Annotated in this window: 25 protein-coding genes; 13 read left to right on the top strand and 12 right to left on the bottom strand. The window is 46.0% G+C overall.

The window, feature by feature from the left end; genetic code table 11:
- Window positions 1–60: 60 nt before the first annotated feature.
- Entirely contained in the window at window positions 61–291 is a 231-nt protein-coding gene (locus QT973_RS03455; RefSeq protein ID WP_333057522.1) for a hypothetical protein, read from the bottom strand.
- Between the two features lie 222 nt (window positions 292–513).
- Between QT973_RS03455 and QT973_RS03450 the strand changes: the two genes are divergently transcribed.
- From QT973_RS03450 to QT973_RS03425, 6 genes are all read left to right on the top strand, one after another.
- Entirely contained in the window at window positions 514–723 is a 210-nt protein-coding gene (locus QT973_RS03450) for a hypothetical protein (protein WP_333211313.1), read from the top strand.
- Between the two features lie 13 nt (window positions 724–736).
- Window positions 737–889 (top strand): nucleotidyltransferase domain-containing protein, encoded by a 153-nt coding sequence (locus QT973_RS03445; RefSeq protein WP_333211311.1) that lies wholly within the window; start codon window positions 737–739, stop codon window positions 887–889.
- Between the two features lie 85 nt (window positions 890–974).
- Window positions 975–1,235 (top strand): DUF4160 domain-containing protein, encoded by a 261-nt coding sequence (locus tag QT973_RS03440; protein WP_333211310.1) that lies wholly within the window; start codon window positions 975–977, stop codon window positions 1,233–1,235.
- Window positions 1,236–1,238: 3 nt separating this feature from the next.
- Window positions 1,239–1,520: a DUF2442 domain-containing protein gene (locus tag QT973_RS03435; RefSeq protein WP_333211308.1), complete on the top strand. Its 282-nt coding sequence runs from the start codon at window positions 1,239–1,241 to the stop codon at window positions 1,518–1,520.
- 55 nt (window positions 1,521–1,575) lie between these two features.
- A complete protein-coding gene (locus QT973_RS03430) occupies window positions 1,576–2,073 on the top strand; it encodes a DUF4365 domain-containing protein (RefSeq protein ID WP_333211306.1) in 498 nt (165 codons plus the stop codon).
- Window positions 2,070–2,612, top strand: a complete 543-nt coding sequence (locus QT973_RS03425) for a hypothetical protein (protein WP_333390613.1) — start codon at window positions 2,070–2,072, stop codon at window positions 2,610–2,612. The genes QT973_RS03430 and QT973_RS03425 overlap by 4 nt, the downstream gene beginning before the upstream one ends.
- 27 nt (window positions 2,613–2,639) lie before the next feature.
- On the opposite strand, the gene QT973_RS03420 is transcribed toward QT973_RS03425, so the two are convergent.
- The 7 genes from QT973_RS03420 to QT973_RS03390 all read right to left on the bottom strand — a co-directional run bounded on the left by QT973_RS03420 (window position 2,640) and on the right by QT973_RS03390 (window position 8,546).
- The gene (locus QT973_RS03420; protein WP_333233921.1) at window positions 2,640–3,455 is read right to left on the bottom strand and encodes an alpha/beta hydrolase; all 816 of its coding nucleotides are present in this window, start codon (window positions 3,453–3,455) and stop codon (window positions 2,640–2,642) included.
- 253 nt (window positions 3,456–3,708) lie between these two features.
- A complete protein-coding gene (locus QT973_RS03415; protein WP_333211300.1) occupies window positions 3,709–4,908 on the bottom strand; it encodes an FAD-dependent monooxygenase in 1,200 nt (399 codons plus the stop codon).
- Window positions 4,909–5,062: 154 nt separating this feature from the next.
- Window positions 5,063–5,659 (bottom strand): Uma2 family endonuclease, encoded by a 597-nt coding sequence (locus QT973_RS03410; protein WP_333262337.1) that lies wholly within the window; start codon window positions 5,657–5,659, stop codon window positions 5,063–5,065.
- A gap of 248 nt (window positions 5,660–5,907) precedes the next feature.
- Window positions 5,908–6,291, bottom strand: a complete 384-nt coding sequence (locus QT973_RS03405; protein ID WP_333262333.1) for a VOC family protein — start codon at window positions 6,289–6,291, stop codon at window positions 5,908–5,910.
- Window positions 6,292–6,459: 168 nt separating this feature from the next.
- Entirely contained in the window at window positions 6,460–7,110 is a 651-nt protein-coding gene (locus QT973_RS03400) for an MAE_28990/MAE_18760 family HEPN-like nuclease (RefSeq protein WP_333390609.1), read from the bottom strand.
- Window positions 7,107–8,219, bottom strand: coding sequence for a DUF262 domain-containing protein (locus tag QT973_RS03395; RefSeq protein ID WP_333211292.1), 1,113 nt, complete (start codon window positions 8,217–8,219; stop codon window positions 7,107–7,109). Before QT973_RS03395 ends, QT973_RS03400 begins: the two co-directional genes overlap by 4 nt.
- Window positions 8,220–8,420: 201 nt before the next feature.
- Window positions 8,421–8,546 (bottom strand): hypothetical protein, encoded by a 126-nt coding sequence (locus tag QT973_RS03390; RefSeq protein ID WP_333057538.1) that lies wholly within the window; start codon window positions 8,544–8,546, stop codon window positions 8,421–8,423.
- Window positions 8,547–8,592: 46 nt separating this feature from the next.
- On the opposite strand from QT973_RS03390, the gene cax reads away from it, so the two are divergent.
- The gene (gene cax / locus QT973_RS03385) at window positions 8,593–9,714 is read left to right on the top strand and encodes a calcium/proton exchanger (RefSeq protein ID WP_333057539.1); all 1,122 of its coding nucleotides are present in this window, start codon (window positions 8,593–8,595) and stop codon (window positions 9,712–9,714) included.
- Between the two features lie 741 nt (window positions 9,715–10,455).
- Window positions 10,456–12,525 carry a serine/threonine-protein kinase gene (locus QT973_RS03380; RefSeq protein ID WP_333180034.1) on the top strand — a complete coding sequence of 690 codons (2,070 nt, stop codon included), beginning with the start codon at window positions 10,456–10,458 and terminating at the stop codon, window positions 12,523–12,525.
- 467 nt (window positions 12,526–12,992) lie between these two features.
- On the opposite strand, the gene QT973_RS03375 is transcribed toward QT973_RS03380, so the two are convergent.
- Window positions 12,993–13,631, bottom strand: coding sequence for a transaldolase family protein (locus tag QT973_RS03375; RefSeq protein ID WP_333057543.1), 639 nt, complete (start codon window positions 13,629–13,631; stop codon window positions 12,993–12,995).
- A 583-nt stretch (window positions 13,632–14,214) separates the two neighbouring features.
- On the opposite strand from QT973_RS03375, the gene QT973_RS03370 reads away from it, so the two are divergent.
- Window positions 14,215–14,442, top strand: a complete 228-nt coding sequence (locus tag QT973_RS03370) for a hypothetical protein (RefSeq protein WP_333057544.1) — start codon at window positions 14,215–14,217, stop codon at window positions 14,440–14,442.
- Between the two features lie 433 nt (window positions 14,443–14,875).
- Here the strand turns inward: QT973_RS03370 and QT973_RS03365 are convergent, their stop codons facing one another.
- Window positions 14,876–15,544, bottom strand: coding sequence for an ElyC/SanA/YdcF family protein (locus tag QT973_RS03365; protein WP_333233916.1), 669 nt, complete (start codon window positions 15,542–15,544; stop codon window positions 14,876–14,878).
- Window positions 15,545–15,645: 101 nt separating this feature from the next.
- On the opposite strand from QT973_RS03365, the gene QT973_RS03360 reads away from it, so the two are divergent.
- From QT973_RS03360 to QT973_RS03350, 3 genes are all read left to right on the top strand, one after another.
- Window positions 15,646–16,317: an aminotransferase class IV gene (locus QT973_RS03360; RefSeq protein ID WP_333339722.1), complete on the top strand. Its 672-nt coding sequence runs from the start codon at window positions 15,646–15,648 to the stop codon at window positions 16,315–16,317.
- A 104-nt stretch (window positions 16,318–16,421) separates the two neighbouring features.
- Complete coding sequence (locus tag QT973_RS03355) at window positions 16,422–17,873, top strand: anthranilate synthase component I (protein ID WP_333390604.1); 1,452 nt, start codon at window positions 16,422–16,424, stop codon at window positions 17,871–17,873.
- Window positions 17,874–18,006: 133 nt separating this feature from the next.
- Window positions 18,007–18,567, top strand: coding sequence for a hypothetical protein (locus tag QT973_RS03350; protein ID WP_333057548.1), 561 nt, complete (start codon window positions 18,007–18,009; stop codon window positions 18,565–18,567).
- A gap of 138 nt (window positions 18,568–18,705) precedes the next feature.
- Here the strand turns inward: QT973_RS03350 and QT973_RS03345 are convergent, their stop codons facing one another.
- Window positions 18,706–19,872: a quinone-dependent dihydroorotate dehydrogenase gene (locus tag QT973_RS03345; RefSeq protein ID WP_333057550.1), complete on the bottom strand. Its 1,167-nt coding sequence runs from the start codon at window positions 19,870–19,872 to the stop codon at window positions 18,706–18,708.
- A 230-nt stretch (window positions 19,873–20,102) separates the two neighbouring features.
- Between QT973_RS03345 and QT973_RS03340 the strand changes: the two genes are divergently transcribed.
- Window positions 20,103–23,024 carry a GAF domain-containing protein gene (locus tag QT973_RS03340; protein ID WP_333390601.1) on the top strand — a complete coding sequence of 974 codons (2,922 nt, stop codon included), beginning with the start codon at window positions 20,103–20,105 and terminating at the stop codon, window positions 23,022–23,024.
- Between the two features lie 404 nt (window positions 23,025–23,428).
- Here QT973_RS03340 and QT973_RS03335 read toward each other — a convergent pair whose 3' ends face one another.
- Complete coding sequence (locus QT973_RS03335) at window positions 23,429–23,902, bottom strand: ABA4-like family protein (protein ID WP_333211278.1); 474 nt, start codon at window positions 23,900–23,902, stop codon at window positions 23,429–23,431.
- Window positions 23,903–23,975 lie beyond the last annotated feature (73 nt).

The following is a 23,975-nucleotide window of genomic DNA, read 5'->3' as shown; positions in this document are numbered from 1 at the left end:
CAGCCTATTTAGAAACTGAAACCTTACGCAGCAAGAGTTACAGCTAGGCATCTGTTCGGGCTAAATTTTGGCAGATAAGTTTTGATACATTTGTAGTATTGCTAGCAAAGCATTCGTTCCAAGATGCCAACCGTCGATCCCTGGTTTGTTTGCCAATGCTTTGCTGTTGAAAGAGTTAAAAAAGGTAGCTTTTGCTGCTTTTTGGCACTTGCGACCCATTTCGGGTTCGTGCTTGCAGGGCTGCTCATTGAGATTTTGATTTACATTGCTGGATCTTAAAGTCTTATTCATTAAATAGCAAGTTTTCGCCGGAAAAATTTAAAATTTGGCGATAAATCTTGGCGATTGTGGATATCGGTTTAATGCCCGATCGATTTATAGAATAATAGTTTAGCCAGAGTTTCGCATCATACTTTAGGTGCTTTTTACCTAAGTTCTGGAGAAGTTAGGCCAGTTGGGTTAGGGCGGGGCAGATTTCCTGCAAATGTACTTTCCAGAAGAGTTGTAACAATTGTGCGGAGTCAAAAGGCAACAAAAAAGCAAAACGGTAACTGTTATATTTTAACCCCTGAGAGGTATGTGGGGGCGGAGGCGGAGGCATTGGAGGATGAGGAGGGTTTGGACGAGAAGAGGCTGCATTTGACGGCGAAGTTGGAGAGGCAATTTGCCGAGAGTGCCAAGTTAGAGGCGATGATTCTGGAAAATCTACCGGGGTGGAGTTAGGGGAATTGAGGAATTGCTGAAGTCCAAGCCCTCCGATATCCTGAGAATTGCGACTCACCCAGCCGCGTTAAATGTGCGCGTTTTAGGTTCGGTTGCCAGGGGTGAAGCAACAGCAGATCGCGAGGTAGATTTTTTAGTAGAATTGGAACCAAAACGCACGTTTTAAGCAATATTAAAGAATATATTGAGCGGATTTAGTCTTACGAAATTCGGGTAAAAGACGCCGAAATAATTGTATAGGAGACAATCTAATGCCAGAACTCAGCAGATTTTTAGGCATCATCATCACGACGTACTATAACGACCACCCGCCCCCGCAATTTCATGCCCGCTACAATCAACAAAAAACCATCATTGATATCGAAACCCTCTCAATCCTAGAAGGCAAACTTTCCCCTCGCATCTTAGGATTAGTGGTAGAGTGGGCTGCCCTTCATCAAACAGAGCTCATGCAAAATTGGCAACTTGCCAGACTTCAAACACCATTAGAACCTATTGCACCTTTGGAATAAACAATGCTCAAAGATATTAGCTCAGTTCAACCATTAAAAAATTATCAACTTCACATCAAATTTGAAGATAACCAAGAGGGAGTAGTTGACATTAGCCAATTAATCGAATTTACCGGAATCTTCGCCCCCCTGCAAGACTTGACTTACTTTAACCAAGTCAAACTAAATCCAGAATGGGGGACAATTTACTGGGAAAATGGAGCTGATTTAGACCCCGATGTTCTCTACTCCATTGTCACCAACCAACCGATACAAATCAAGGAAACCATAACCAACCTGATGTAATTTTATCTACGAGCTAAAACCAAACAGGTTAACAAGAATAATCGCTACGTAAAAAGTGGACATTAACCAACAAAAAGAACAATTCAGCAACATCTACCTGCAAGCTGTCACCACCGTTGCCGGCTATTCCCTCTACAAACCCTTCGTAGACGATGACAGCGTAGACTGGGGAGTAGCTGCGAAAGGCGGGATAGGCCCCATTAGAGCGCCTCGCTTAGAATTGCAGTTAAAATCTACATCAAGAGACATCCAAGACGATCGCTCCATCCGCTACCCCCTCAAACTCAAAAACTACGACGATTTAAGAATGGATGACTTCGCCATTCCCCGAATTTTAGTTGTCGTTTTAATCCCAGAAACACCCGAAGACTGGTTAACCCAGTCGGAAACAGAACTCTGCATCAGAAACTGCGGATATTGGATCTCGCTGCGGGGAAAGCCAAAAACACAAAACACAAACGCTGTCACCGTTACCATCCCTAGAACCAACCAATTTACAGTCGCCGCCCTTCAGTCAATTATGGAGGGAATTAGCCAAGGAGTTCAACCATGAAAGTCACCGTACAAGATAGCCAAACTCTCGAAACAATCGAGCTAAATCAACTGAGAAATTACTTACAAACTCACGGCTGGCATGAAGACCAACCTTTCTTAGATAATGCCACACTTTGGCACAAACCAACAGCCGATGCAGAAGAATTTGAAATATTGCTGCCTAACCGGGAAAACCTGGGAGATTATGCAGCCCGCATCCGGGAGGCAATCCAAACGCTAGAAAACGCAGAAAATCGCCCAAAAATTGAAATTTTAAGCGAACTGCTTACCAGCATTCCCAACATGACTATTCAGGGAATTGTTATGCAAATTCACACCCCCAACACAGACCAATTAAGCGGCGAAATAACCTTAATAGGGGTCATTGCTGACAAATTGCGGAAAATTCAAACTTCTCTCGCAGACAAAGATTATATCTTGGCGATTAAAGCTTATCAAGAACGCTTACCGATTCTCTGTAGCGGTGACTTAATCAAAGACAACAACGCCTTCATCCTCAAAAACCCCCACAACTTAACCCTCGATGAATTGTGCTAAAACTAACAGATTTTGTCGAAATCTATATTAAACACCTTCCAAACAAATATCAAGTTCCCTAGCAAAGGCCTCTGGCGCATCCAGCATCAGCCAGTGTCCAGTATCGGGGATCGTAGTTGTCGTCAGTGTGGGACGGAGGATGTGGAGGCTGAAGGGAAAAGTGTTTGAGGGAGCAATAATCGCGTGGGCCCGTGTTCCAGGGGCTGCTAGGTAGCGATCGAGAGCATTAACTGCTTCAAAGGCAAACATCCCGCGAGACATTCCAGACAGACAATCCTGTGGAGTCGCCGCCAAGCAAGCGAGAATCCGATCGCGCGTATCGGCCCTGCTTCCTGTCAGCGCCTCATTGAAGCTGGTTTCCACAGCAGCCCGCCAATCCTCCGTCTCCAGAGCCCTCTGGTAGGGAACGATGCGTTCCTCGTGCACATCTGCAGGCACCTTGGTAAAGTCTCCAGGTGGGTCTGCCAGAATCAACTGCGCGATGCGGTGCGGTGCGGCTGCTGCTGTGGCGAGGGCAATACAAGCACCGAAACTGTGCCCGACGATCGCCACTCGATCGAGTCCCAGCCCATCCAGTACCGCCAAAACATCCGCTGCACAGGAGGCGGGCGCATAGTTGCCGTCCTCCGGCGGTGCAGAATCACCGTGTCCCCGCATATCAAGGGCGATCGCCCGTCGGGTACGGGCGACACGGGCAAGCTGCGCCTCCCAGATGCTCGCAGAAACCGTCATACCGTGCACGAACACCACCGGCAGCGCCTCGGATTCCCCAGCGGTGACAGGGGGGCTGGCTTCGATGATGTGAATAGTGCCGATCGGTCCTTTGATATTTGTCGATCGCATAAAAACTTCTCCTAAGTTTTATAGTCCTAGACGCACGGGTAGTCAGAAACCGGATTTTTCGCAAAAATACTCGGTTATATCAAATCCGTTAACATCGGAATTATTATCTCACTCTTCTCTTTCTCTGTGTCCTCTGTGCCCTCTGTGGTTTAATCATTCCGATACAACCGGAATTGATATTAGACATCGCAGAAAAGGTAAAAACCCGGTTTCTTGGGTTTGGACGGGTAAGTCAGGTTCCAATTTCCTCATTTTACACAACCAATTTTACCTCTGTTACTCCTTGACGCAATTCATACTGTCCTTTTACCCAAAATTGTTTAATTTTTTCACCCAAAAACGGAGCAGCTTGCATCATCAATAAACGCAATAATCCATTTTTTCGTAGTTGTTCGCCTTTCCACGCTTCTTGTGCTTGAAGTTGTTGGGCGCGAATAATTTCGGGTTCGCGTTCTGCCTGAATCCGCGATAATGCTAAGTCAATATCCTCAGAATTAGCCCCTGCTTTCAATAAAGGTACAAGGTGATTGGCCGCAACAATTACATCGCGCAAAGCCATGTTAATTCCTTGAGCGCGAACCGGAGACATGGGATGTGCCGCATCCCCCAAAAGTATGATTCCTGGTCGATGCCAGCGCGGACAGCGACCAACCACAACAGATAATCGCATCGGAGATTCGATCGTATCGGCACAGTTGCGGAAATGTTCTGCCATCCACGCAGGCGATCGCGATGCGAAAGTTTCTGCCCAGTCTGTGTGTTTCCAATCGGTTTTGTCATCTGCCGATAGCACCCAAGCCAGATGCAGTTTTCCTGATTCTGCCCCATGAAAGACACTGAATCCGCTACCGCCATTCAGGATAGAATAAAATACATTATCCGCCACAAACCGAGGATGAGCGGCAAGTTTAAACCACAGAACATCTATACTATTCTGCTGTTTTACTAACTCTAATTCTGCACGCTGTCGTACAACCGAGTTTCTACCATCTGTACCCATGACAAGTGCAGCAGGAATCTCTCGCCCATCTCCTAGCTTTACACCCGCAATGCGATCGTTTTTGTACAGTAAATCTTTTACGGGAACACCTGGGATAAATTCAAACTCTGGATGCAACTGAGCTTCTGAAATTAGTGTTTCTAACAAAGGCGGTTGCGATACCAGTGTACAAGGTCGATTTGACCCCATTGGCTCATCAACTCGAAATAGTTGCCGATCGCCCACAATGAACTCCCAGGCATCAATTTGTCGGTGTGGAACACCTTCTAGGATTGTGGATAAGCCCATTTGGGCGATCGCATCCAATCCGCTGGGCATTAAGCCTTCACCGCGAAACACTCGGTAGGAATCTTTTGCCGCCTCAACCAAGGTAACAGCAATACCTCGTTTCACCAGCAGTAAGGCAAGTGCCGCACCAGTTGGCCCCGCTCCGACAATTACAACTTGTGTCATTTGGTATTTTCCATTGCTTGTTGCGGATATTGAGATGCGAACAGAGGTGGTTAAAGGGTGCGCGACGATCTATTAGACATCTCCCATAATTATCGTGGAACAGGCATCCTGCCTGTTCAAAACCTGCTTTTTTGGAGAAGTCTCTTAATCCCAGCTATTTCTGGAGTGCCTGTTGAAAAGTCTTAACTGCATCAACATGATTCACCATATTGATGCAGCGCAACAACAAATCCAAATCGATCCCTTTCACCTCCTCACTACTGGAAACCTTTTCATAATGAAGTGTATTGCCCTCTCCCCGCAGGTGATAAACCTCTAACAATCCATCTTCCCAAAACCACACTTCAGGAATTTTCAGCCGCTTGTATGCCTCCAGTTGGTTGATGCCACCACTGGAAAACACGATTTCGATCGCCAAATCGGGTAGCCTGCGACCGGGAGCAAGTTTATAAGATTCATCCGCCTCTCGCTTGACTTTTCCCGTTTCACTTTCCAGAGTCATTGAACCAGTTGGAGTAAAGTCAAACCCCGCCATCAGCAGGTACAGTTCCACCAATGCACCAATTCTTGCTTTAACGGTTTCGTGGGGTTCTCCAGGCATTAGTTTAATCTCCAGAATTCCATCCAGGAAAGAAAGTCGATATCCTGGACGGTCTAACAATTGCTCAACTGCTTTGAACTCTCTCCAAGTGAGTCCCTCAAACAGAAGGGGCGATTCTTTTCTGGGTGGTGCGATGATTGCTGCAGTCATTTGATTCTCCAGTCTATTTCCAGATGAGAAACGATCGGGTTTGCAGGGCGATTTGTTTATTATAACTTTAAGTAGCATCCTCCACTGTAAATCCGATTTCTTGCCCGTAGGATAGTTCCAGCGTGTGACAAGCGAATTTCTTCATGTGGTACCCGCCACGTGATTTATCTCGCGCAAATCAATCCCAAATCGAAAATCGAAAATCACTTATTGCCCCCGCATTTATCTCGCGCAAGTAAATCTAAAATCTAAAATCTAAAATCTAAAATCGATTGACCGTCCGGGTCTCGCAAAAAAGCCCAGTAGCCGATCGGATATCCAGAATCTTTTGGTTCTTCAAGCAATACGCCTTCTTGACGTGCTTTGTCGCAGAGTTCGTCCATATATTCGCGGCTTTTGCAACCTACTCCCAGGTGTGCCAAGGGAGACAGAACGGGATGTACGGAGTCTGTTTGAATTAGCACAATTACAAAAGGGCGAGTGCGATCGGAGAGCCAGACCACAGCAACACCAGTTTCTGCATCGATGCGGCGGTGAACGACCTGCATTCCAGCATACTTGGAGTAGAATTCGATAGTGCGATCGACATCAGAAACGGGCAGTGCGATGTGTGTGAGACCGATATCACTCATATGTTATGTTGCTCCCGTCATATTAGGTTTAAAATCAAGAATTGCCACTTCCAATATCATAATTTTAATGAGATGCTCGCCACTTTGCCGCTTTCATATCGATTTGTTTTTTGAAAAAATCTAGTTTTCTTGACATGGTTGATAATTATTGGCTCCTGTTGTCATTATCTAAGGTGAATCCCGCCTAAATTTTTTCTCAATAGCAGCATTTTCTATCTGGTTCCGAAATATATCGAGCATTCCTATAATGTGTCTGTCTAGCTCTAGATAGGCATCCCTATTAAACACCGAATACTCACCGTGGGCAATTTCGTTCCTTGTCTTTACAAGCTTGATATCAATTATTGGCAATTTAGTAGAGTATATTGAAAAGTCAATTCCGAGATTATAAGTTATTTCTTTTAAAATGTCATAAGATAAATTCGATCCAGTAGATATTACATTTTTAGGTAGAATAGCTCTCTGATTTAATTCGGAAAGAAAGAACTCACAAACAGGTATATACAATGATGCCTTATGTGTCTCCTTAGCCTCTTTAAGTTTTTCTTTCATAGCCAAAGCTAAAAAATTACTAGAAAGCTGCTGATACGTAAGCTTTTTTGAGATAACATATTCTAGATAAGAGTTGGCTGCTAACTTGACAAAACCTTCCCAATGGGAATAGAGAATACATACTCCACTCCGAACTAATACTTTATGTCTTTGGTCAGAAACATTTTTCGCTTCTATCAAAGATTTCATTTCTGACAGTTCCATCTTTCGCCAAGCAAGATCCGTTGCCAATCTATCGCTTAATTCTGCCTCTGTTTGGATGCTCATGAAGGGGAAAAGACCTCTCTACCAAGCGGAATAAGATACGGTAAGCGTCTTGCTGCATTCACTCCAGCTCCCGACCATTGTTTATAAGTTGGATGTGACCAAATACTTTTTATACGATTAGGTAATTGGTCTGTTGGAACCGGATTTTGATAGTTGTATCCAATTCCTAATGCTATTACCTCATATGCCGATAAGAGAAAGCCTCCCAGGAATTTATCATTCTCCGATTTATATCGCTTGAAGCTGTCCTCTCCCATAGCTTCATTAAGCATACTGAATGCCACATCAAACGCTGTCTCTATGTGGGTGCTGTCCAAATCTTTTTTAATAGCCATTTCATACATTCTAGCCGTTAGAAACTCGCTAACATCACCGCCCAGCGTTAGAAGACTTGCATAATCTATATCGAAGAAAAGAATAAAACGCAATACTAATTCCATATCATACTGTTCTTCATAAAGTCTATCGCTCAAAGCAATGCAGCTTTTAAATGAATGGCGATTCGCAAGTGAACGCATTAAATTATATAAATCTTTATTCAACATTAAAAGAATGCAATTTCTTACTTCTTGCGGTGTAGCAATCGATCCTCCTGTATTCAGCCGCTGAAATAGCTCATATTTAATCATTTCATCACTTTCTTTTGCAACAATATAGACGTATATTTTGGTTCTTTTTATCAATAAACGCTGCGCCTGAGTTAAAGAGTTATCTTTATCGTCAGGATCGTTCCATTTTTTACCTTTTAACGAAGGTAAGTAAGTTGTTTCTTGTAATGCGACAGCAGAAGATGTATCTTGCTCTTGATTGTCTGGTTTCAAAATACCTACAAATTCATATATGGTTGAGAGTCTCTGCAAACCATCGATCACATCCCAAATCCCATCATCTCTTTGACTGACAAAAATTGGTGGGATCGGTATACCTAAAAGAATTGATTCTATAAACCTGGATTTTTGAAAATCCGACCAACGAAAAAGCCTTTGAAATTCTGGGTGAATATCGATTTCCTTACTCTCATAAAGACTGATCCACTCGCCAATAGACATTGAGTAGCTATCTGTCCGAATTTCTTGCCTTGTTCTTTCAATCTCTTCTTGTAGAGGCATGGCTGAAGCAGTCCTAAGTATTATGTATAGCTATACTTGCAGAATGGCAATATTTAAAGATTATATCACGCTTACGAACATCTGAAAAAACGATCGCCCAGAAATAGTCAACTTTGCTCTCAAGACAATGCGGAAGCTGATGCGATCGATCGGGTAGAATACAAAAATCCATTGAACCGATCGGCTAAACAAATCCCTCTCTTAGTTTGTCACATCAGTGAAAGCCGCCATGCAGCGATCGCCCGTTAGCGAAGCTTGCAGAAGAGGATCGCCCACCCCCAGCTTTAAGCGAACACCCAAATCCCTCACCCTCACCCTTTTTTTCATTTGGTCACAGGCTATGATTGACGGTTGGCAGCTTTTGAGAATCTAAATGCTAAACACAAATACAATTATTTCCAGCCTGCTGTTATTTATCCCAGTTTCCATCGCCGGACACTTTCTCGGCTGGGAATCCTCCACCATCTTTATCACCTCGGCTTTAGCCATCATCCCTCTAGCCGCGTGGATGGGGACGGCCACCGAAGAAATCGCCGTCGTCCTCGGTGCCAATTTGGGGGGTTTGCTGAACGCTACCTTCGGAAATGCCACGGAACTGATTATCGGCATCGTCGCCCTCAACGCCGGACTAATAGATGTTGTCAAAGCCAGCATCACCGGTTCAATTATGAGCAACCTGCTGCTGGTGATGGGATTGGCGATGCTGCTGGGCGGCTTGCGCTACAAAGAACAAGAATTTCAGCCGACAGTCGCCCGGTTGAATGCTTCAGCGATGAACTTAGCCGTGATTGCCATTTTGGTGCCAACTGCAGTTAATGCCACCTCTATTGGCATCCCTCCGCAAACTATGCAGAACCTCTCTAGCGCTGTTGCTATAGTCCTGATTGTCGTCTACGTGCTGACGCTGCTGTTTTCGATGAAAACCCACAGTTATCTGTACGATGCAGGGGTGGCAGAAATAGAAATGCTGGAAGATTTAGCCGAAAATAACTTAGCACCAGAGGGTCCTGACCACAAAGTCAATCTGCCGCTGTGGATTGGGGTGCTGTTGGCCTGTACCCTGATGGTAGCTGTCGAGTCGGAACTGTTGGTGGGTACTCTGGAAGAAGCGACGGCGCGTTTGGGGCTGACATCACTGTTTACCGGGGTGATTTTAGTGCCGATTATTGGCAATGCAGCCGAACATACGACGGCGGTGACGGTGGCGATGAAAAATAAAATGGATTTGTCGGTTTCTGTGGCCGTGGGTTCGAGTTTGCAAATTGCTTTGTTTGTTGCCCCGGTGTTGGTTTTGGCAGGTTTTGTCTTGGGCCAACCGATGGACTTGAATTTCAACCCGTTTGAACTTGTAGCAGTTGCGGTGTCGGTGCTGATCGCCAATTCTATCAGTTCTGATGGCAATTCTAACTGGCTAGAAGGTACTTTGCTGTTGGCAGCTTATACGGTTTTGGCGCTGGCGTTCTACTTCCATCCGGTAATTGAGGGACTTGTTTAAAAGGCTTTCTTGTGCTGAAGGAAGAGGGAAGAGGTTCGAGGGAAGAAGGCAGATTTTTTCACTCCCTCACTCGTTCACTCTCCCACTCTCACTTCTTTCTTCGAGAGTGGTGGTTGCGATCGTACAATTGAAATGTGGATGCTCTCTCGTTATTATTTCTGGTCTGTTTGTACATTATGTGCTGCGATCGGGGATTTGTGACCTCGATCGGCTGTGACAAATAACAAAACCTTTGGCCTCAAGCCGATCGTTCGATCGCACTGCCCCGGTTATACAAAAACACGGGATGCTGAAGTCAAGCAAGACTAAAGCCTCCCTCGACTTCAGAGACGTTGGAAGATTTCAATCAAGGGTGCTCATGAGTCTTTTACTAGGTGTGCTACGATCGTCATAAGTTGAAAATTGAGTTGGACTCAGTAAACGACGGTCGATTTAAAACTGACCAGCCTATAAAAAGGTCGAACGGGATACCACGATTCGTTAAATTGGTTGAAAATAATGGTTAAACAATGGCTAAAAGCTTCGACAATAATAAATAGTTGTAGAGACTTCAAAAATAGGGTGCTGCTCCACCCGAATTTACGCCTGTGGACAAGTAAGAGCCGACTCTCTTGGCAGAAGCAGGAATCAGACCCTCTAGAAAATACTTCTAGTTGAATGGTGAAACTTAGATAAGTTTAGCCAACTTTTGTAGAGCAGTGTCAAAGTAAAACTTGATAGAGCAACCTCAATCAGGGTTATGTGGCTTCTGTGAGTTATTGCCTCAATCCCAAATGCCCGAATCCCTCCGATCCAGCCAACTCTGGCAAATCCGCGTGTATCCACTGCGGGTCAGAACTTTTGTTGCAAGGTCGATATCGGCTAGTCGCGCCTCTCGGAGGCGGCGGCTTTGGCAGAACATTTGAAGTGGACGACAACGGCGCCCGAAGAGTGCTCAAAGTCCTGCTCAAAGAACATCCCAAAGCTGTAGAACTGTTTAAGCAAGAAGCTGACGTATTGGTCAGGCTCAGACATCCAGGTATTCCAAAAGTCGATCGCGACGGTTATTTTATATTTACGCCAGCTCACAGCACAGAGTCTTTTCACTGTCTGGTGATGGAGAAAATTGCTGGGGCCAATTTGCAAGACTGGCTGAAACATCGGGGCCGCCCGATCAGTCAAGAACAAGCTGTAAACTGGCTCAAACAACTGTCGGAAATTTTAGACCAAGTTCACCGCCTCAACTATTTCCATCGGGATATCAAGCCGCACAATATTATGTGCAAGCCAAACGGGCAGTTAGTGCTGATTGACTTCGGGACTGCTCGGGAAGTTTCGGCGACTTATTTCGCTAAGGTGGGCCAGGGGCAAAATGTGACTGGTATTGTTTCCCCAGGCTACACGCCGCCGGAACAAACAAATGGCAAGGCTGTTCCGCAGTCGGATTTTTTTGCTCTGGGGCGCACTTTTGTTTATTTGCTGACTGGAAAGCCGCCGACTGCGTTTCCAGAGAACCCGCGCACGGGCAGATTAATGTGGCGCAAAGGAGCTCCTCAAGTTTCCGACTCCGTGGCTAATGTGATCGATTATCTGATGGCGCCTTTTCCGGGGAATCGACCTCAAAGTCCCCAGATGGTTTTGCAGTGCTTGGAGGAAATTAATCTCGACGGCGCAGAAACTCAGGTGCCGACTCAGTTGCCGACGACGGGGCAAACTAAAATTCGCACAACTGCCGGGGAGGGTGGGGCGAAGAAACAGAGCTCCATAAACCGCCTCAGACCTCTGAATTCGGGATTGAACAAGACCCAGAAAGATGTTTTTGATTGGAAAAAGAAGTTGCTGGCGGGCACGGCTGTTTTGATGGTGAGTATTGGCGCGTCTCAAATTTACGGTTCGCTGCGTTACGGGGTGTTTCCGGCAAACCCCGTGTGGCTGCTTTCGACTTTACCTACCACTCATTTTTTGCAAAGAAGTTTGGATAATGTCGGGAGTGTAAATGCGATCGCCCTGTCGCCTGACGGTCAAACTTTGGTGAGCGCAAGCTTTGGGACGATTAGAATTTGGAATGTGAGGACGGGACGCCTGATGCGGACTCTCAATTCGGTGCATACTAAAAAATCGGTCAACACGCTGGCGGTGAGCCCGAACAGCTCGATTTTGGCCAGCGGCGGCGGCGATAATAATGTGATTCTCTGGGATTTGAAGACGGGGCGACGGATGCGGACGATTGCCGCTCACAAAGCAGCCGTCAATGCGATCGCTTTTAGCAGGGACGGTCAAACTCTGGCTAGCGGCAGCGATGACAAAACTATTCGCTTGTGGAATGTCAAAACCGGCAGCAGGTTGCGGACTTTGAGCGGCCACGCCGGAGGAGTAAACGCCATCGCTTTGAGCCGGGATGGTAAAACTCTCGCTAGCGGCAGCCAGGACAAGACTGTGCGTTTGTGGAATCTCGGTACCGGAGAAGTCAGAAGAATTATCACAGGTCACGGGGGCCCGGTTAATGCTGTGGCTTTTAGCCCCAACGGGCAAATTGTGGCTAGTGCTAGCACCGACAACACGATCCGTTTGTCGAACGTACAAGACGGGAAGCGCACCCGCACTTTTAAAGGGCATTCGAGCTGGGTGAGGACGATCGCCTTTAGCCCGGACAGCCGCACTTTGATCAGCGGGGGCGGAGATATTATAGTTTGGGATTTGAAGACGGGAAAAGAAAGAAGCAGTCTTTCGGGTCACAGTCAGTTTGTGAGTTCGGTTGCTATTTCCAGAGATAGCAAGACTTTTGTGAGCGCCAGTCCCGATCGCACTATTAAGATTTGGCGAATGCCATAGTCCTACTATTTTAGATTTTAGATTTTAGATTTTAGATTTTAGATTTGGTAATGACTGATTTTGTAAGGTTTGAAGTAATGGCTTATAGTTGCATTGTTTTTTTGAGTGGTATCAATAGTCATTAGGAATGAGAATTAAATAACTTCCACTCTTGAAAGTGGGATGGGCTCTTATAGCCCATCCAAAAAAGACGGGCTATAAGAGCCCATCCCACAATAACAATTAAAATTGTAAGTTATTTAATTCGCGCTCCTTAGTTAGTATTCCTCACTCATCAGTCTTATCAAATAGGGTGACTCGGAATTTACCCTGCAAGCTAGAGTCCCGCTCGTGAGCTATCATCGAGAGCAGGACGCTCGCACGATCGGCATCATTCGGATGTTAGCCTATTTGATATTAGTGATTCAAAACCCATACCAATTACCCACTAGGAATTCGCAATTTGCACTTTTCACATAAATTTGGTATTATCCCAAAATTCCCCGCCCGTTTTGGGCAAATTCATCAACTGTTTGCTGGGATAATTCGTGAACTGCGATCGCCTGCAACACATCAAAAGGCAATGTTAAATGATGGGCGCCAGCTAATAATGTCTTCACCGCTTCTTCCGGCGATTTAATGCTAGCTGCCAAAATCTCAGTATTACTTCTGTGCAACACATTTGCCATATCCCGCACTAAGGCAAAACCGTCTCCCAACAATCTGGTGGCGCGATTCACGTAGGCGATCGCATATTTAGCCCCCGCTTCTGCTGAAACAACGGCCTGGGCCGCACTGTAAATAGCTGTCACCGCGCAAGGAATGGACGGTGACAAATGCGCGACTGCTTGAAAACCAGCCGCCGTTGCGGGAACTTTCAACACTGTTTGCTGTCCAATTAATTCAAAAGCCGCTTTTCCTTCTGCTACCATGCCATCAACATCAGATGCCATTAGCTGATAATACACTTCCCCTGGAATCAGTTGTGCCAGTTGTTTAAGGGTTTGCTCAGGAGATAACTCACTTTTTGCCAAAAGTGTCGGATTAGTAGTAATTCCCGCTATCCATCCGAACTTGCTCGCCCGTGCGGCTTCCGCTACAATTGCAGTATCAACATAAATTGCCATCGGCTCTACACCTTCAGTTTGTTAATAATTTCCAGACACTTGCTTGCAGATTGAGATAAATCCGAGCAAAATTAATTGTTAAGCTTTAACAATATCAGAATCTTGGAAATATTACTGTTAAGTAAATATAACAATTCAGTGATGTGCATCATCAGTAGTAGTGTGTGAGTTTTGAATTTAACAGGACTTAGGCTCAGAAATCCCGTTTCTTACAAAAAATTCGTTGACGACGACATATCTGTGAACAAATCGGCTTTCTGAGGAAAATTGGCTAAGTGCTATTTAAGATAGCTAACAACTGACATCCCAATTTTTAAGTCAGTTGGTAACTGCGATTGTCGGGTACGGAAAACTTGACAATTCCCGCATCCAGGATACCCGCCACGTGATTCATCCGTGGAGAAATCAAAAACCTGTATCCGAGAAACTTGCCGAACGTATTTATCTCGCGCAAGTCAATGCTTCAATCTAAAATCTAAAATCTAAAATCTAAAATCGATTGACTCGCCAAATCCCGGATACAAATAAATTACATTTGTATTAAGGGTTATGTATGCAATAACTCCAGGATGTGACTCAGAAAATGACCGAAGAAAAAAATCAGCAGCCACAAGTCAGCCTTGAGACATCTTCTGAACAACCTCAGTTGGAAAAACCAGCAGAAACTGCTGAAGAATTGTCGAAAAATCTTAAGTCTGAAACTCTGTCTCAATTGGTTGAAAATAACGCCGAAGAGCGTTTGAAGGCTCTAGGCCGCTTAATGATGGTGAGCCTAACTTGGTCGCTGGCGGGGCTTTCCAAACGCGAGTAAGTTATGGAACACTACCGGAACGAGCGAGTTATGATTGATGAGTTGTGTCGGGACTTTGGTTTAACTCAAAACTTACAACTCCCGGACTTAGGAATGAGAATTAAATAACTTCCACTCTTGAAAGTGGGATGGGCGTCCCGCCCGTCCAAAAAAGACGGGCGGGACGCCCATCCCACAATAACAATTAAAATTGTAAGTTATTTAATTCGCGATCCTTACCTGATGTCCAGTTAGTTGTAAGAAAATCCGTTTTTAGTGAAGACTTTAGTCCTTGTTTTAAGGACTAAAGTCTTCAACATATCACTCATATCATGTCCGCTCGATTAACCATAATATCCTGGTCTGGGCGGGTTTTTGAGATTGTCCTTTGTTGGCAGGTATTGTTGGCTCACGGGCCCCTACAAAAATCACGGTCGCTCGACTGGACATGATATCATAACTTTTCTTGAATTCCTTCAAACGGCCCCAAAAAAGTCGGTTCGGGACGGGTAACGCGCACTTCCCAAAGCGCTTTGATGACTGCCAAAAATTCGCGGAAAGTGTAGCGAATCATGCCCTTTTGGCGAAATTTGCCCCAATCCGGCGTTCCTAAGCCGATCGCCTTTATGCCCAACCGGCGACAGGTATAAACAGCGCGGGCTAAGTGAAAGTTTTGGGTAACTAAAACAGCCTGCGTTATGCCAAAAATCTCTTTCGCCCGGTAGCAACTTTCATAGGTACTAAATCCGGCATAATCGAGAACGATATTATTAATCGGTACGCCCTGGGCTTCGGCGAAGTCCTGCATTGCTTGGACTTCGTTGTAATCGACGGTGCTATTGTCTCCTGTCATCAAAAGTTTGTCCACTCGCCCCGCTTTGTACAAATCGACGGCTGCTTGCACTCGATCGGCTAACATGGGGCTTGGAGTGCCGTCTTCCCAAAGTCCGGCACCAAAAACTATAGCAATGGGTTCAGCAGGCACGTTAGCTATATCGCTGTGGCGGTAGTTGCGGGTAACAAATCGGACGTAGTAGTTGAGCGCTAGGGGTGTGAGCACTGAGGTTAATATTAACAGCCCGATGGCAAGGCGCCATTGAAATATAAAGGATTTAGGCAACATAAATTCAAGTTAACTTCCTATATAATTACACGAACAGGCCGCTTCGCGGGTCTAATAATTGTCTTGTTCCCGAATTTACATTATATTATATTGACAAAAATATGATTCAACACCAGCCAAACTTTGAATTGCTGGAATCACTTTTATGGGAACCCAAAAACGGCTATTTTTTGCTAGACAGACATCTTCAAAGATTAGAGCGATCGGCTGATTATTTTAATTTTCCCCTATCGCTAACAGAAACAAGCAAAGCTTTACAAGCATTAAGTATGACTTGCGGGTCAGTCAAACACAAAATACGGTTAACAATATCTTGTGAGGGAAACATAACGTTACAAGCTCAGACACTAGATAGCGGTATCTTAAAAATCGGTGCATCTGTGGGAATTGCCCGCCAACCGATCGATTCTCAAAACCCATTTCTTTACCACAAGACAACTTACCGATTGCCTTATACAATGGCTTTGGAGTCGCAGCCCCAATATCAGGATGTCTTTCTGTGGAATCAAGATGGAGTTATCACCGAATCCACGATCGCCAATATCGCGATCGATACACCCGCAGGTTTAATCACACCTCCCCTCAAGTGCGGTTTATTACCGGGGACGTTTCGTTCTCAACTTTTAGAGGAGGGAAAAATCAGAGAAGAATTAATTACCTTAGATGATTTGCAAAGAACCAAAACTATATTTCTCATTAACTCCGTTAGGGGTTGGATACGCCTCAAAAAAGAGGCAAGCGGAGATATTTGGAAAGTTGTAAATAATGGCTGAGATAACGCTTTAAATCGATTTTAGGAGGGGGCCAATTGTGCACCTTACTACAGAATTGACATTTTGCGTAATTCCTGAAAGTGTTAACCAGAGTGCAATCTATTATGAAACAAATACAACCTTGGCATTGGCGACAGCTTCCCCTAAATCAGCGCAGCGGATCGGAGATTTTTCAAACTTTATTTCTCGGTAAAACCGCCGACAGTGCAGGCTCAATATCGGAGTGTTTCCCCCGCGATATGGCTGTTCTGCTAGAAAGTCCAGTTACATCTTCTACTAACTTGGCACGATATTCTATTTGTGCAGGTTCTCCCCGGATAATTGACGGTCAATCTCAGCTATGGACACCGCCAGTCGGTGAAATTTTACCTTTTTTGCGCGCTCTTTTGGACTCTCAAGAGCAAAATTTAGCAGTGAATGTACCGCCGGAAATTCCTTTTACGGGGGGTTGGTTGGGATGGCTAGGTTATGATTTAGCATGGGAAATCGAACACCTGCCCCAACTCAATACCGATCCGCTTCCTTTCCCGGTTAGCTGTTGGTACGAACCAGAATCTTTTGCGGTTTTAGACCATCAAACGCAAATTCTCTGGTTGGCTGCGAGTCAACCTTCTCAACTCGATGTTATGCAGCATCAATTAGAGCAAGCCAAGGGAGAAATAATCCAGAATAATTTACCGGAAAATTATCAACAAAATTCCGCTACTCCTATTTTCCAATTATCTCAGAGTGAGTATAAAGAAATAGTGCGAAAAGCTCAGAAGTATATTCATGCAGGCGATATTTTTCAGGCTAATTTATCTTTGCGGTTTGAAGCCCGTACAGATTGCAGTAGTTGGTCAATTTACCGCGCTTTGCAACGGATCAATCCTTCGCCTTTTGCAAGTTATTGGCAAACTCCGTGGGGGGCGATAGTTAGTTGTTCGCCGGAAAGACTCGTTCAATTATTAGGAAAAAAAGTGGATACTAGACCGATCGCGGGAACGAGACGGCGAGGTTCAACCTGCATTGAAGATGAGCAGTTAGCACAGGAATTAATAGAGAATATCAAAGAAAGAGCAGAACATATTATGTTAGTTGACTTAGAGCGCAACGATATCGGGAGGGTGTGTGAATGGGGTTCGGTAAAAGTTAACGAATTTCTGACCATTGAACGCTACAGTCACGTGATGCACCTCGTCAGTAATGTTATCGGTACATTAAGAGGAGATTGCGACGCGATCGACTTAATTCGAGGGGTATTTCCGGGCGGTACGATTACAGGTTGCCCGAAAGTGCGCTGTCTGGAAATCATCGAAGAATTGGAACCCGTGAAGCGCAATTTATTTTACGGTTCCTGCGGTTATTTGGACTGGCGCGGGAACCTGGATTTAAATATTTTGATTCGCACCCTTTTATATGCACCAAAAAGTGACGGTACAACCGGGGGAGTTGTTTGGGGACAGGTGGGTGCGGGGATTGTTGCTGATAGCGATCCAGAAAGGGAATGGCAGGAGTCGCTGCAGAAAGCTCAAGCTCAAGTTAATGCTTTGAAATTAGCGGAAATATTTGATTAGATGCGTGTTAGATAAATCGAGTTGTTAAGATTGTTGAAGATTTTGAACGCCGATTTACTTTTGATGCAATACTAATTAAAGTCGATCGAAACCAAAAGATTTTTTGTAGTATTAATGTTAGGGAACTGTTGGTATGGTGTTGCCTGATACTTTTTTTAGCGATCGCACTGTGAGTCAGATTCTGGGTGAACTCATGGATATTAGACGAGACTGCCAAAGCTGGTTAGCTGTTGGAGAAGCTCACTATCACGATCGCAAAGGAAAAGCAGAAGCAATTAACAAAGCCCCTGAATGGCTGATTCCTGTGTATCATCCTCAACGAGGCACAATCAACTGCTATAAAGACTGTCTAAACATCAGCAAGTTGTATGAAGCTGGCTGGACATATATAGACGGTAAATTGATAGTGGCAGTTTATTCAACCGTTGACCTTTGTCGAGGCTATCCGGTAGATATTTCCTTACTTGAAAACTACTTGCCTCCCCTGCAAAAATACGGTGTTCCTATGATGATTTTTCCCTTCAAGCGAGAGATAATTCTCCAGGAAAAAATCATCTATGAAACGGAATCTGCCTACGGAACGAAAAGCCAGCTTGTTGATGTCGCTCAAGTTCAAGATATGATACCTAGGGCGTGGTACGATCGAGATTATAAAGTTTTGATCAAATACAGCGATCGGCTAGTGCCTTTATAGGGAAATTTGAAGAGTTAATCAGATGCTAAAGGTGGCGGCGATTATTTCCGGGAGTGGATGGCTGCTCAATGCACTGATCGAGGGGTGCAACAAGGGTAATATTGATCGGGCTTCCTGCCCAAGACTTGCTTTTCACTCCTATGTGTATTGATTGTCCGAACCTACTGCCTCAGAAATAGAACTAAATCCGCGTTTTTCTAACTTTTGCAGCAAACCTTGGAGAATCCGACGCACCATCCAAGGCCCTTCGTAAACCCAACCGGTGTAAACTTGAATTAAACTCGCACCGGCGGCTATTTTTTCCCAAGCATCTTCGGCGGTGAAAATGCCACCAACTCCAATTATGGGTAATTCGCCTTTTGTATATTGCCAGATAAATCGGATTACTTCTGTCGATCGCTCCCGCACAGGAAGCCCGCTAATTCCCCCGGCTTCTTCGGCGATTGGTTTGCCTGTTTCTGGCAATATTTGTGTTTTCAATCCGTCGCGGCGGATGGTGGTATTGGTGGCGATAATTCCTGCTAATTGGTAGGTTTTTGCTAAGTCGAGGATAGATACGAGATCCTCGGACTCCAAATCCGGCGCAATCTTGACTAAAATGGGCTTGATTCCCTGATTTTCTTGTTGCAAGATTTCCAAAATTGTGCTAAGCCCAGCAGCATCTTGGAGCGATCGCAACCCAGGCGTATTCGGAGAGGAAACGTTGACTACAAAATAGTCGCCCCAATCTTTCAGCAGCTTAAAACTCTCCAAATAGTCGGCTGCTGCCTGCTCTAACGGTGTTACCTTAGATTTACCGAGATTGATGCCCAAGGGGAACGGAGACTGAGGCATGGGGCCCTGGGCATCGAGTGGGGACTTTTTCTGTGCTGCCTGAAACCGGGCTGCCATTGCCGCGGCTCCTTGATTGTTAAATCCCATGCGGTTGAGGGCTGCACTGTCCTCCGTCAAGCGAAACAAGCGAGGTTGGGGGTTTCCCGGCTGTGGTTGACAAGTGACAGTGCCAAGTTCGGCAAAGCCAAAGCCAAAATTTGCCCAAATATCGGCAGCTACGCCGTTTTTATCAAATCCGGCGGCCAAGCCGACAGGATTGTTAAAGCTCAGTCCCCACAAAGATTGTTCGAGGCGAGAATCTTGGACTCCCAAAGATTTCTGCAATCGAGAGAGCATTTGGCTGGTGGCGGGGTTTGACTGGGTTCTGGCTGCAAGTTCAAGAACTTGGAGAGTGCGGTTGTGCAGCCACTCGGCATCGGTTTTCAATACGGAAAACAACAGCGGGCGTACACTTGATTGATAAATATCCAATGATTTGTACTGGGGCAATTTACAAATGAGAAAGGAGAAGGAAAATAAAAATATTCACGAGCAGGCAGGGAAGGCGAAGTTTTTACTTCAACCTCGATCGACTTTATCCAATGTTTGAGACTGAAGGATAAGTGAGACGATTATATTATAAGTTGACTCTTTGGCATTTTAATTTTTTGAATCTTTAAGTTAGTAATTTTAAATTAGACAAGGTGCGGGGAAGCTTGGAAATGGGGCAGCAGCAAAGACCAAAGGATTTAGACGAACAAATCGCGACCCTAGAACGCGTTCTCCAGACTCTCCGAGAAGAGGAGAATGTGGAAGTGCTACTTTCGACCACACTCGGTTACTTGCAAGCGGAATTTGACTGGGGTTTGATTTGGATCGGGTTGTACGATCGACAGGCCCACAGATTGTTCGGGAAAGGCGGCATAACTCCTAACGGCGACCAGTCTTTTCTCAAACAGCGGTTTGCTCTCAGTCCAGGGGATTTGCTGGAACAAGTGGTGATTCAGCTCCGGCCGGTGGGAGTCCCGGATTTGCGATCGGAAAACCGAGCCGGAGAATGGCGCAAAGCAGCTCAAACTTTCAATATTCAAGGCACGACTCTGTTTCCGCTGCGCTACAAAGACCGCTGCTACGGCGTGATTTTGCTCGGAACTGAGGTATGGGGAGCGTCGCCCAAGTCGGGGGAAAAAACCCAGTTGGCGATCGTATTTGGAGCGCTGGCAACTGCTCTTTACCAAATAGAAAAAGACTGGCAGCGACAACAAGTTAAACACCCAGATGAGTCTCTTTTAGCGCTGATTTCGCAGTTGGGGGAATTGCGATCGCTCGACCAATACTTGCAAGCGGTGGTAGAACAAACTCATGAATTTATTGAGCCGACGCGCACCAATGTTTATTGGTTCGAGCGAGAGCGGCGCTATTTTTGGCGCAGAGTCAGCAACCGCGAAGTTACTCCGGGTTTGAGCGGGCCGGGCCGAGCGGCTTCGGGCATCACCGTCCAAGACTTGGGCGAATTTTATCAGGCTTTGGGCAGGGAAGAAATGGTTTGGATCGGTGAATCTCAAAGTTCTCTGAAAACTGAGCTGACAGGGCGGTTGATGCAGCAAATCCGCGCTCGCTCTCTGTTGGCTGCGCCGATTGTTTCGGAAGGGGAATTGTTGGGATTTTTGGCAGTCGAAGCCGGCGAGCCCCGGATTTGGCAAGACAATGAAAAGCATTATCTGCGGGGAGTGGCGCAGTTAGTGGCTCTGACGGCTCCTGTGTCGGAGATGGAGGAGAAAATTCAGCAAATTGAGATCGATCGAGATTTAACTGCCGGAATAGCTCACGCCATCTACAGCGATGCTGACTGGGAGACGACTTTGAAAAATACCGCCGAACAGTTGTGCGATCGGCTCAAATGCGAATACTTTTTGCTGCTGCTGTACGGCGAAGAACAAAATCGCTTTGAAATTGTCTGCCAAAATCTGCCCCGCAACCGCAGGGCAGTGCCGTCGCCACTCAACGCCCTGGATGTGGCTGACGTGGGGCTGTTGCAAGCAAGTGCACCTCTGGCTATTGAAAATTGGGAGGAAGATGGGCGGTTGGGCGCTTGGCGGGAAGTGTTGGGGGAAGCTGGGGTGCGATCGCTGTTGGCATCGAGCACTAGGGCGAAAAAGTCCGAGGGAGAAAACCCCAATCTCAAATCGAAAATCGCCAATCGCAAATCGATCGAGGGTTTGCTGGTTGTCGGACACAGTGCAACTCGCACTTGGAGGCGATCTGAGCAAGAATTAGTTCGGCTAGTGGGCGAACAACTCGGATTGATCCTGCACTCGTGGCAGCAGAGTTCGGCAATCGACAAATATCAGCAATTTGAGCGATCGCTCAAATCGGGTTTGGCGGTTTTGCACCATTCTCCTGATGAGCAATCTGAGCAAGAGATATCTGCTGCTTCACCGCCGATGTTCCCAGAGTTGCCGCTACAAAAGCTCGATCGTAACTTTGCTCAACACGTTTCCCAGACAATTTCCTGTCCTTTAGTAGCCGTAATTACTTGGAATCCCGGTGATGAGGAAGGTTCGATCGTGGCGACGGTAGCTGCTAATCCCGTATTTGCCCTCAATCCCGAGGCGGTGATTCCTGTCCAAACAGATGCTTTGATCCAACAAACCCTGGCTGCTAACTGCGTGGTGCAACAGAGCACGAGCCAACTGCCACTGGCGACAAAGCGGTGGCTACGCAGTCCGGGAATTGGCGAGATTATGACGGTGGCGCTGCGGACGGCCCCAGAACACGCTCCGGTGGGCATTGTGGTGGCTGCAGACGCTCCGGGCCGCCAGTGGTCGGAGTTGTCGGTGAGTTTACTTAGCTCGATGGCGTCTCAGTTGGCTTGGTGGCGCAGGTATTTGGCGGTGCAATCGATCCAGGAGTCGCAGCGATTGGATCTAGAGTTGCTCAACTGGTACAAACAACGCCGTTTTGAGGAGTTTTACCGCACTGTGGGAGCGGGGGTGAAGGAGTTGGGGGAGTTGAGTCAGTCGATTTTGCAGTCGGCGAAGGAACAAAAGGATGCTCTGAAAATTTTGCGCTACCAACAGGTTTTGCGGCAAATTGGCAATGCTTTGGGGTCAACTCATTTGCTGCTGAAACAGGAACATTGGCGGCTGCAATTCGCACAAGATGCGGTGCCTGTGAGCGCTTGGCTGAGACGATCGCTCGATCGAACGGCCCCCCTGGTCAAACACTCGAAAGTCTTGCTGGATGTGCACAGAGAAGCTGCTGTGTCTATGCCGGCCGGTCAGACTTTGAGCGTTCGCGGGGACAGCATCAAGCTGGATTTGATTCTGTGCGAATTGCTGGCGACGGCTTGCAGGCGCTCTGCTGTTGGTGCCAAGATTGAGATTCGCTCTGAGTTGTTGGGGGAAGATTTGTTAGAATTGTCTGTGATCGATAGCGGCGCGTGCGATCGACAGTTAATTGCTGCCTTCAACGGCGGTTCCGAACCCGATATATTAGCGGTTGCTAATTCCCATAGGTCGATCGTGCAAAATCTCTTAATTTGTCAGCGAGCAGTACGCTTAATGGGGGGAAACTTTTCTCTAGAAATGTTAGAAAACAATTTAATTGTGGCTAGTTTAGTGTTGCCCCTAGCCAATTCTTAATCTGGTAAAATTTTGTAAAAGTTCCAAGCTGCGATCGAGGATTGTAGGGGCGGGTTTCACCAACAATAATTGCCTAAAACCCATAATTTTCTAAACCCGCCCCCACCCAACAGTAAACCGCCATCTACCTCTTTCAAAATACAAGGGACGGATTTAGCTAATACAGCCTCTTCGGTGGTTCATGAAGTACACTATAAATATATTGTGTGGTGTTAATCTGTAGGGTGCGGATCTGCAAAATATTGGTCGATAAAACTTACAGATTGACGGGTGTATCCGCACCTTACACGGGCTAGAAAATTGTGTGTACCACATCTACATGGAATATGCTGTATCTATATTGTTACTGATATCTTGCGCCATTCTTAGGAACGAACGGGCAGGAGAGCCCGTTCCACAATACATCAATTTTCTTGCGGGTGAACCGGAGAAACCCCCCCAGAAAGACTTTCAGAACTCGGGAAAAACCTTTGAGTAATCCAAGCAGTTACAATATGAGAAAGCAATCCCATCGGCCCAGCAAAAAAACACAAAGCCAAAGAATGAACCGTCCAAACTCCTGTCCGCTGTCCTTCCAAATAAATCCAGCGCCCGACAAACAAGTCCATCACTAAAAAATGTATCCATCCCGTAGCCGCCGCCGTTTCCTCCCCCAGAAACTTAGCAATATCTGCTAACTTAGGATTCGACAAAGCAGCCGCATTTTCCGCCGTCAGACTGCTACCAAACAAATATATGTACAAAACGGCGAGCACTGCAAACGGAATAAAGGAATTCATCACTTTTCGGGTAATTCCCCAGTTGGGTAATAAAATCATAATTGCCCAGAAAGGCACAACGAACAGATTACCGGCATTAAAAATTAGTTCTGGTGTCATAGTTGGCTCTTGGCTCCTGCGAAGGCAATGCAATTAACGATGTTAAGATTACTTTACACAATTTTTGCTAAAA

This window comes from Microcoleus sp. Z1_A1 (genome assembly GCF_036700305.1).
In the GTDB taxonomy this organism is placed as follows: Bacteria; Cyanobacteriota; Cyanobacteriia; order Cyanobacteriales; family Microcoleaceae; genus Microcoleus.
The sequence above is the reverse complement of the archived record's forward strand: the minus strand, read 5'-3'. Positions and strand labels throughout refer to the sequence as shown.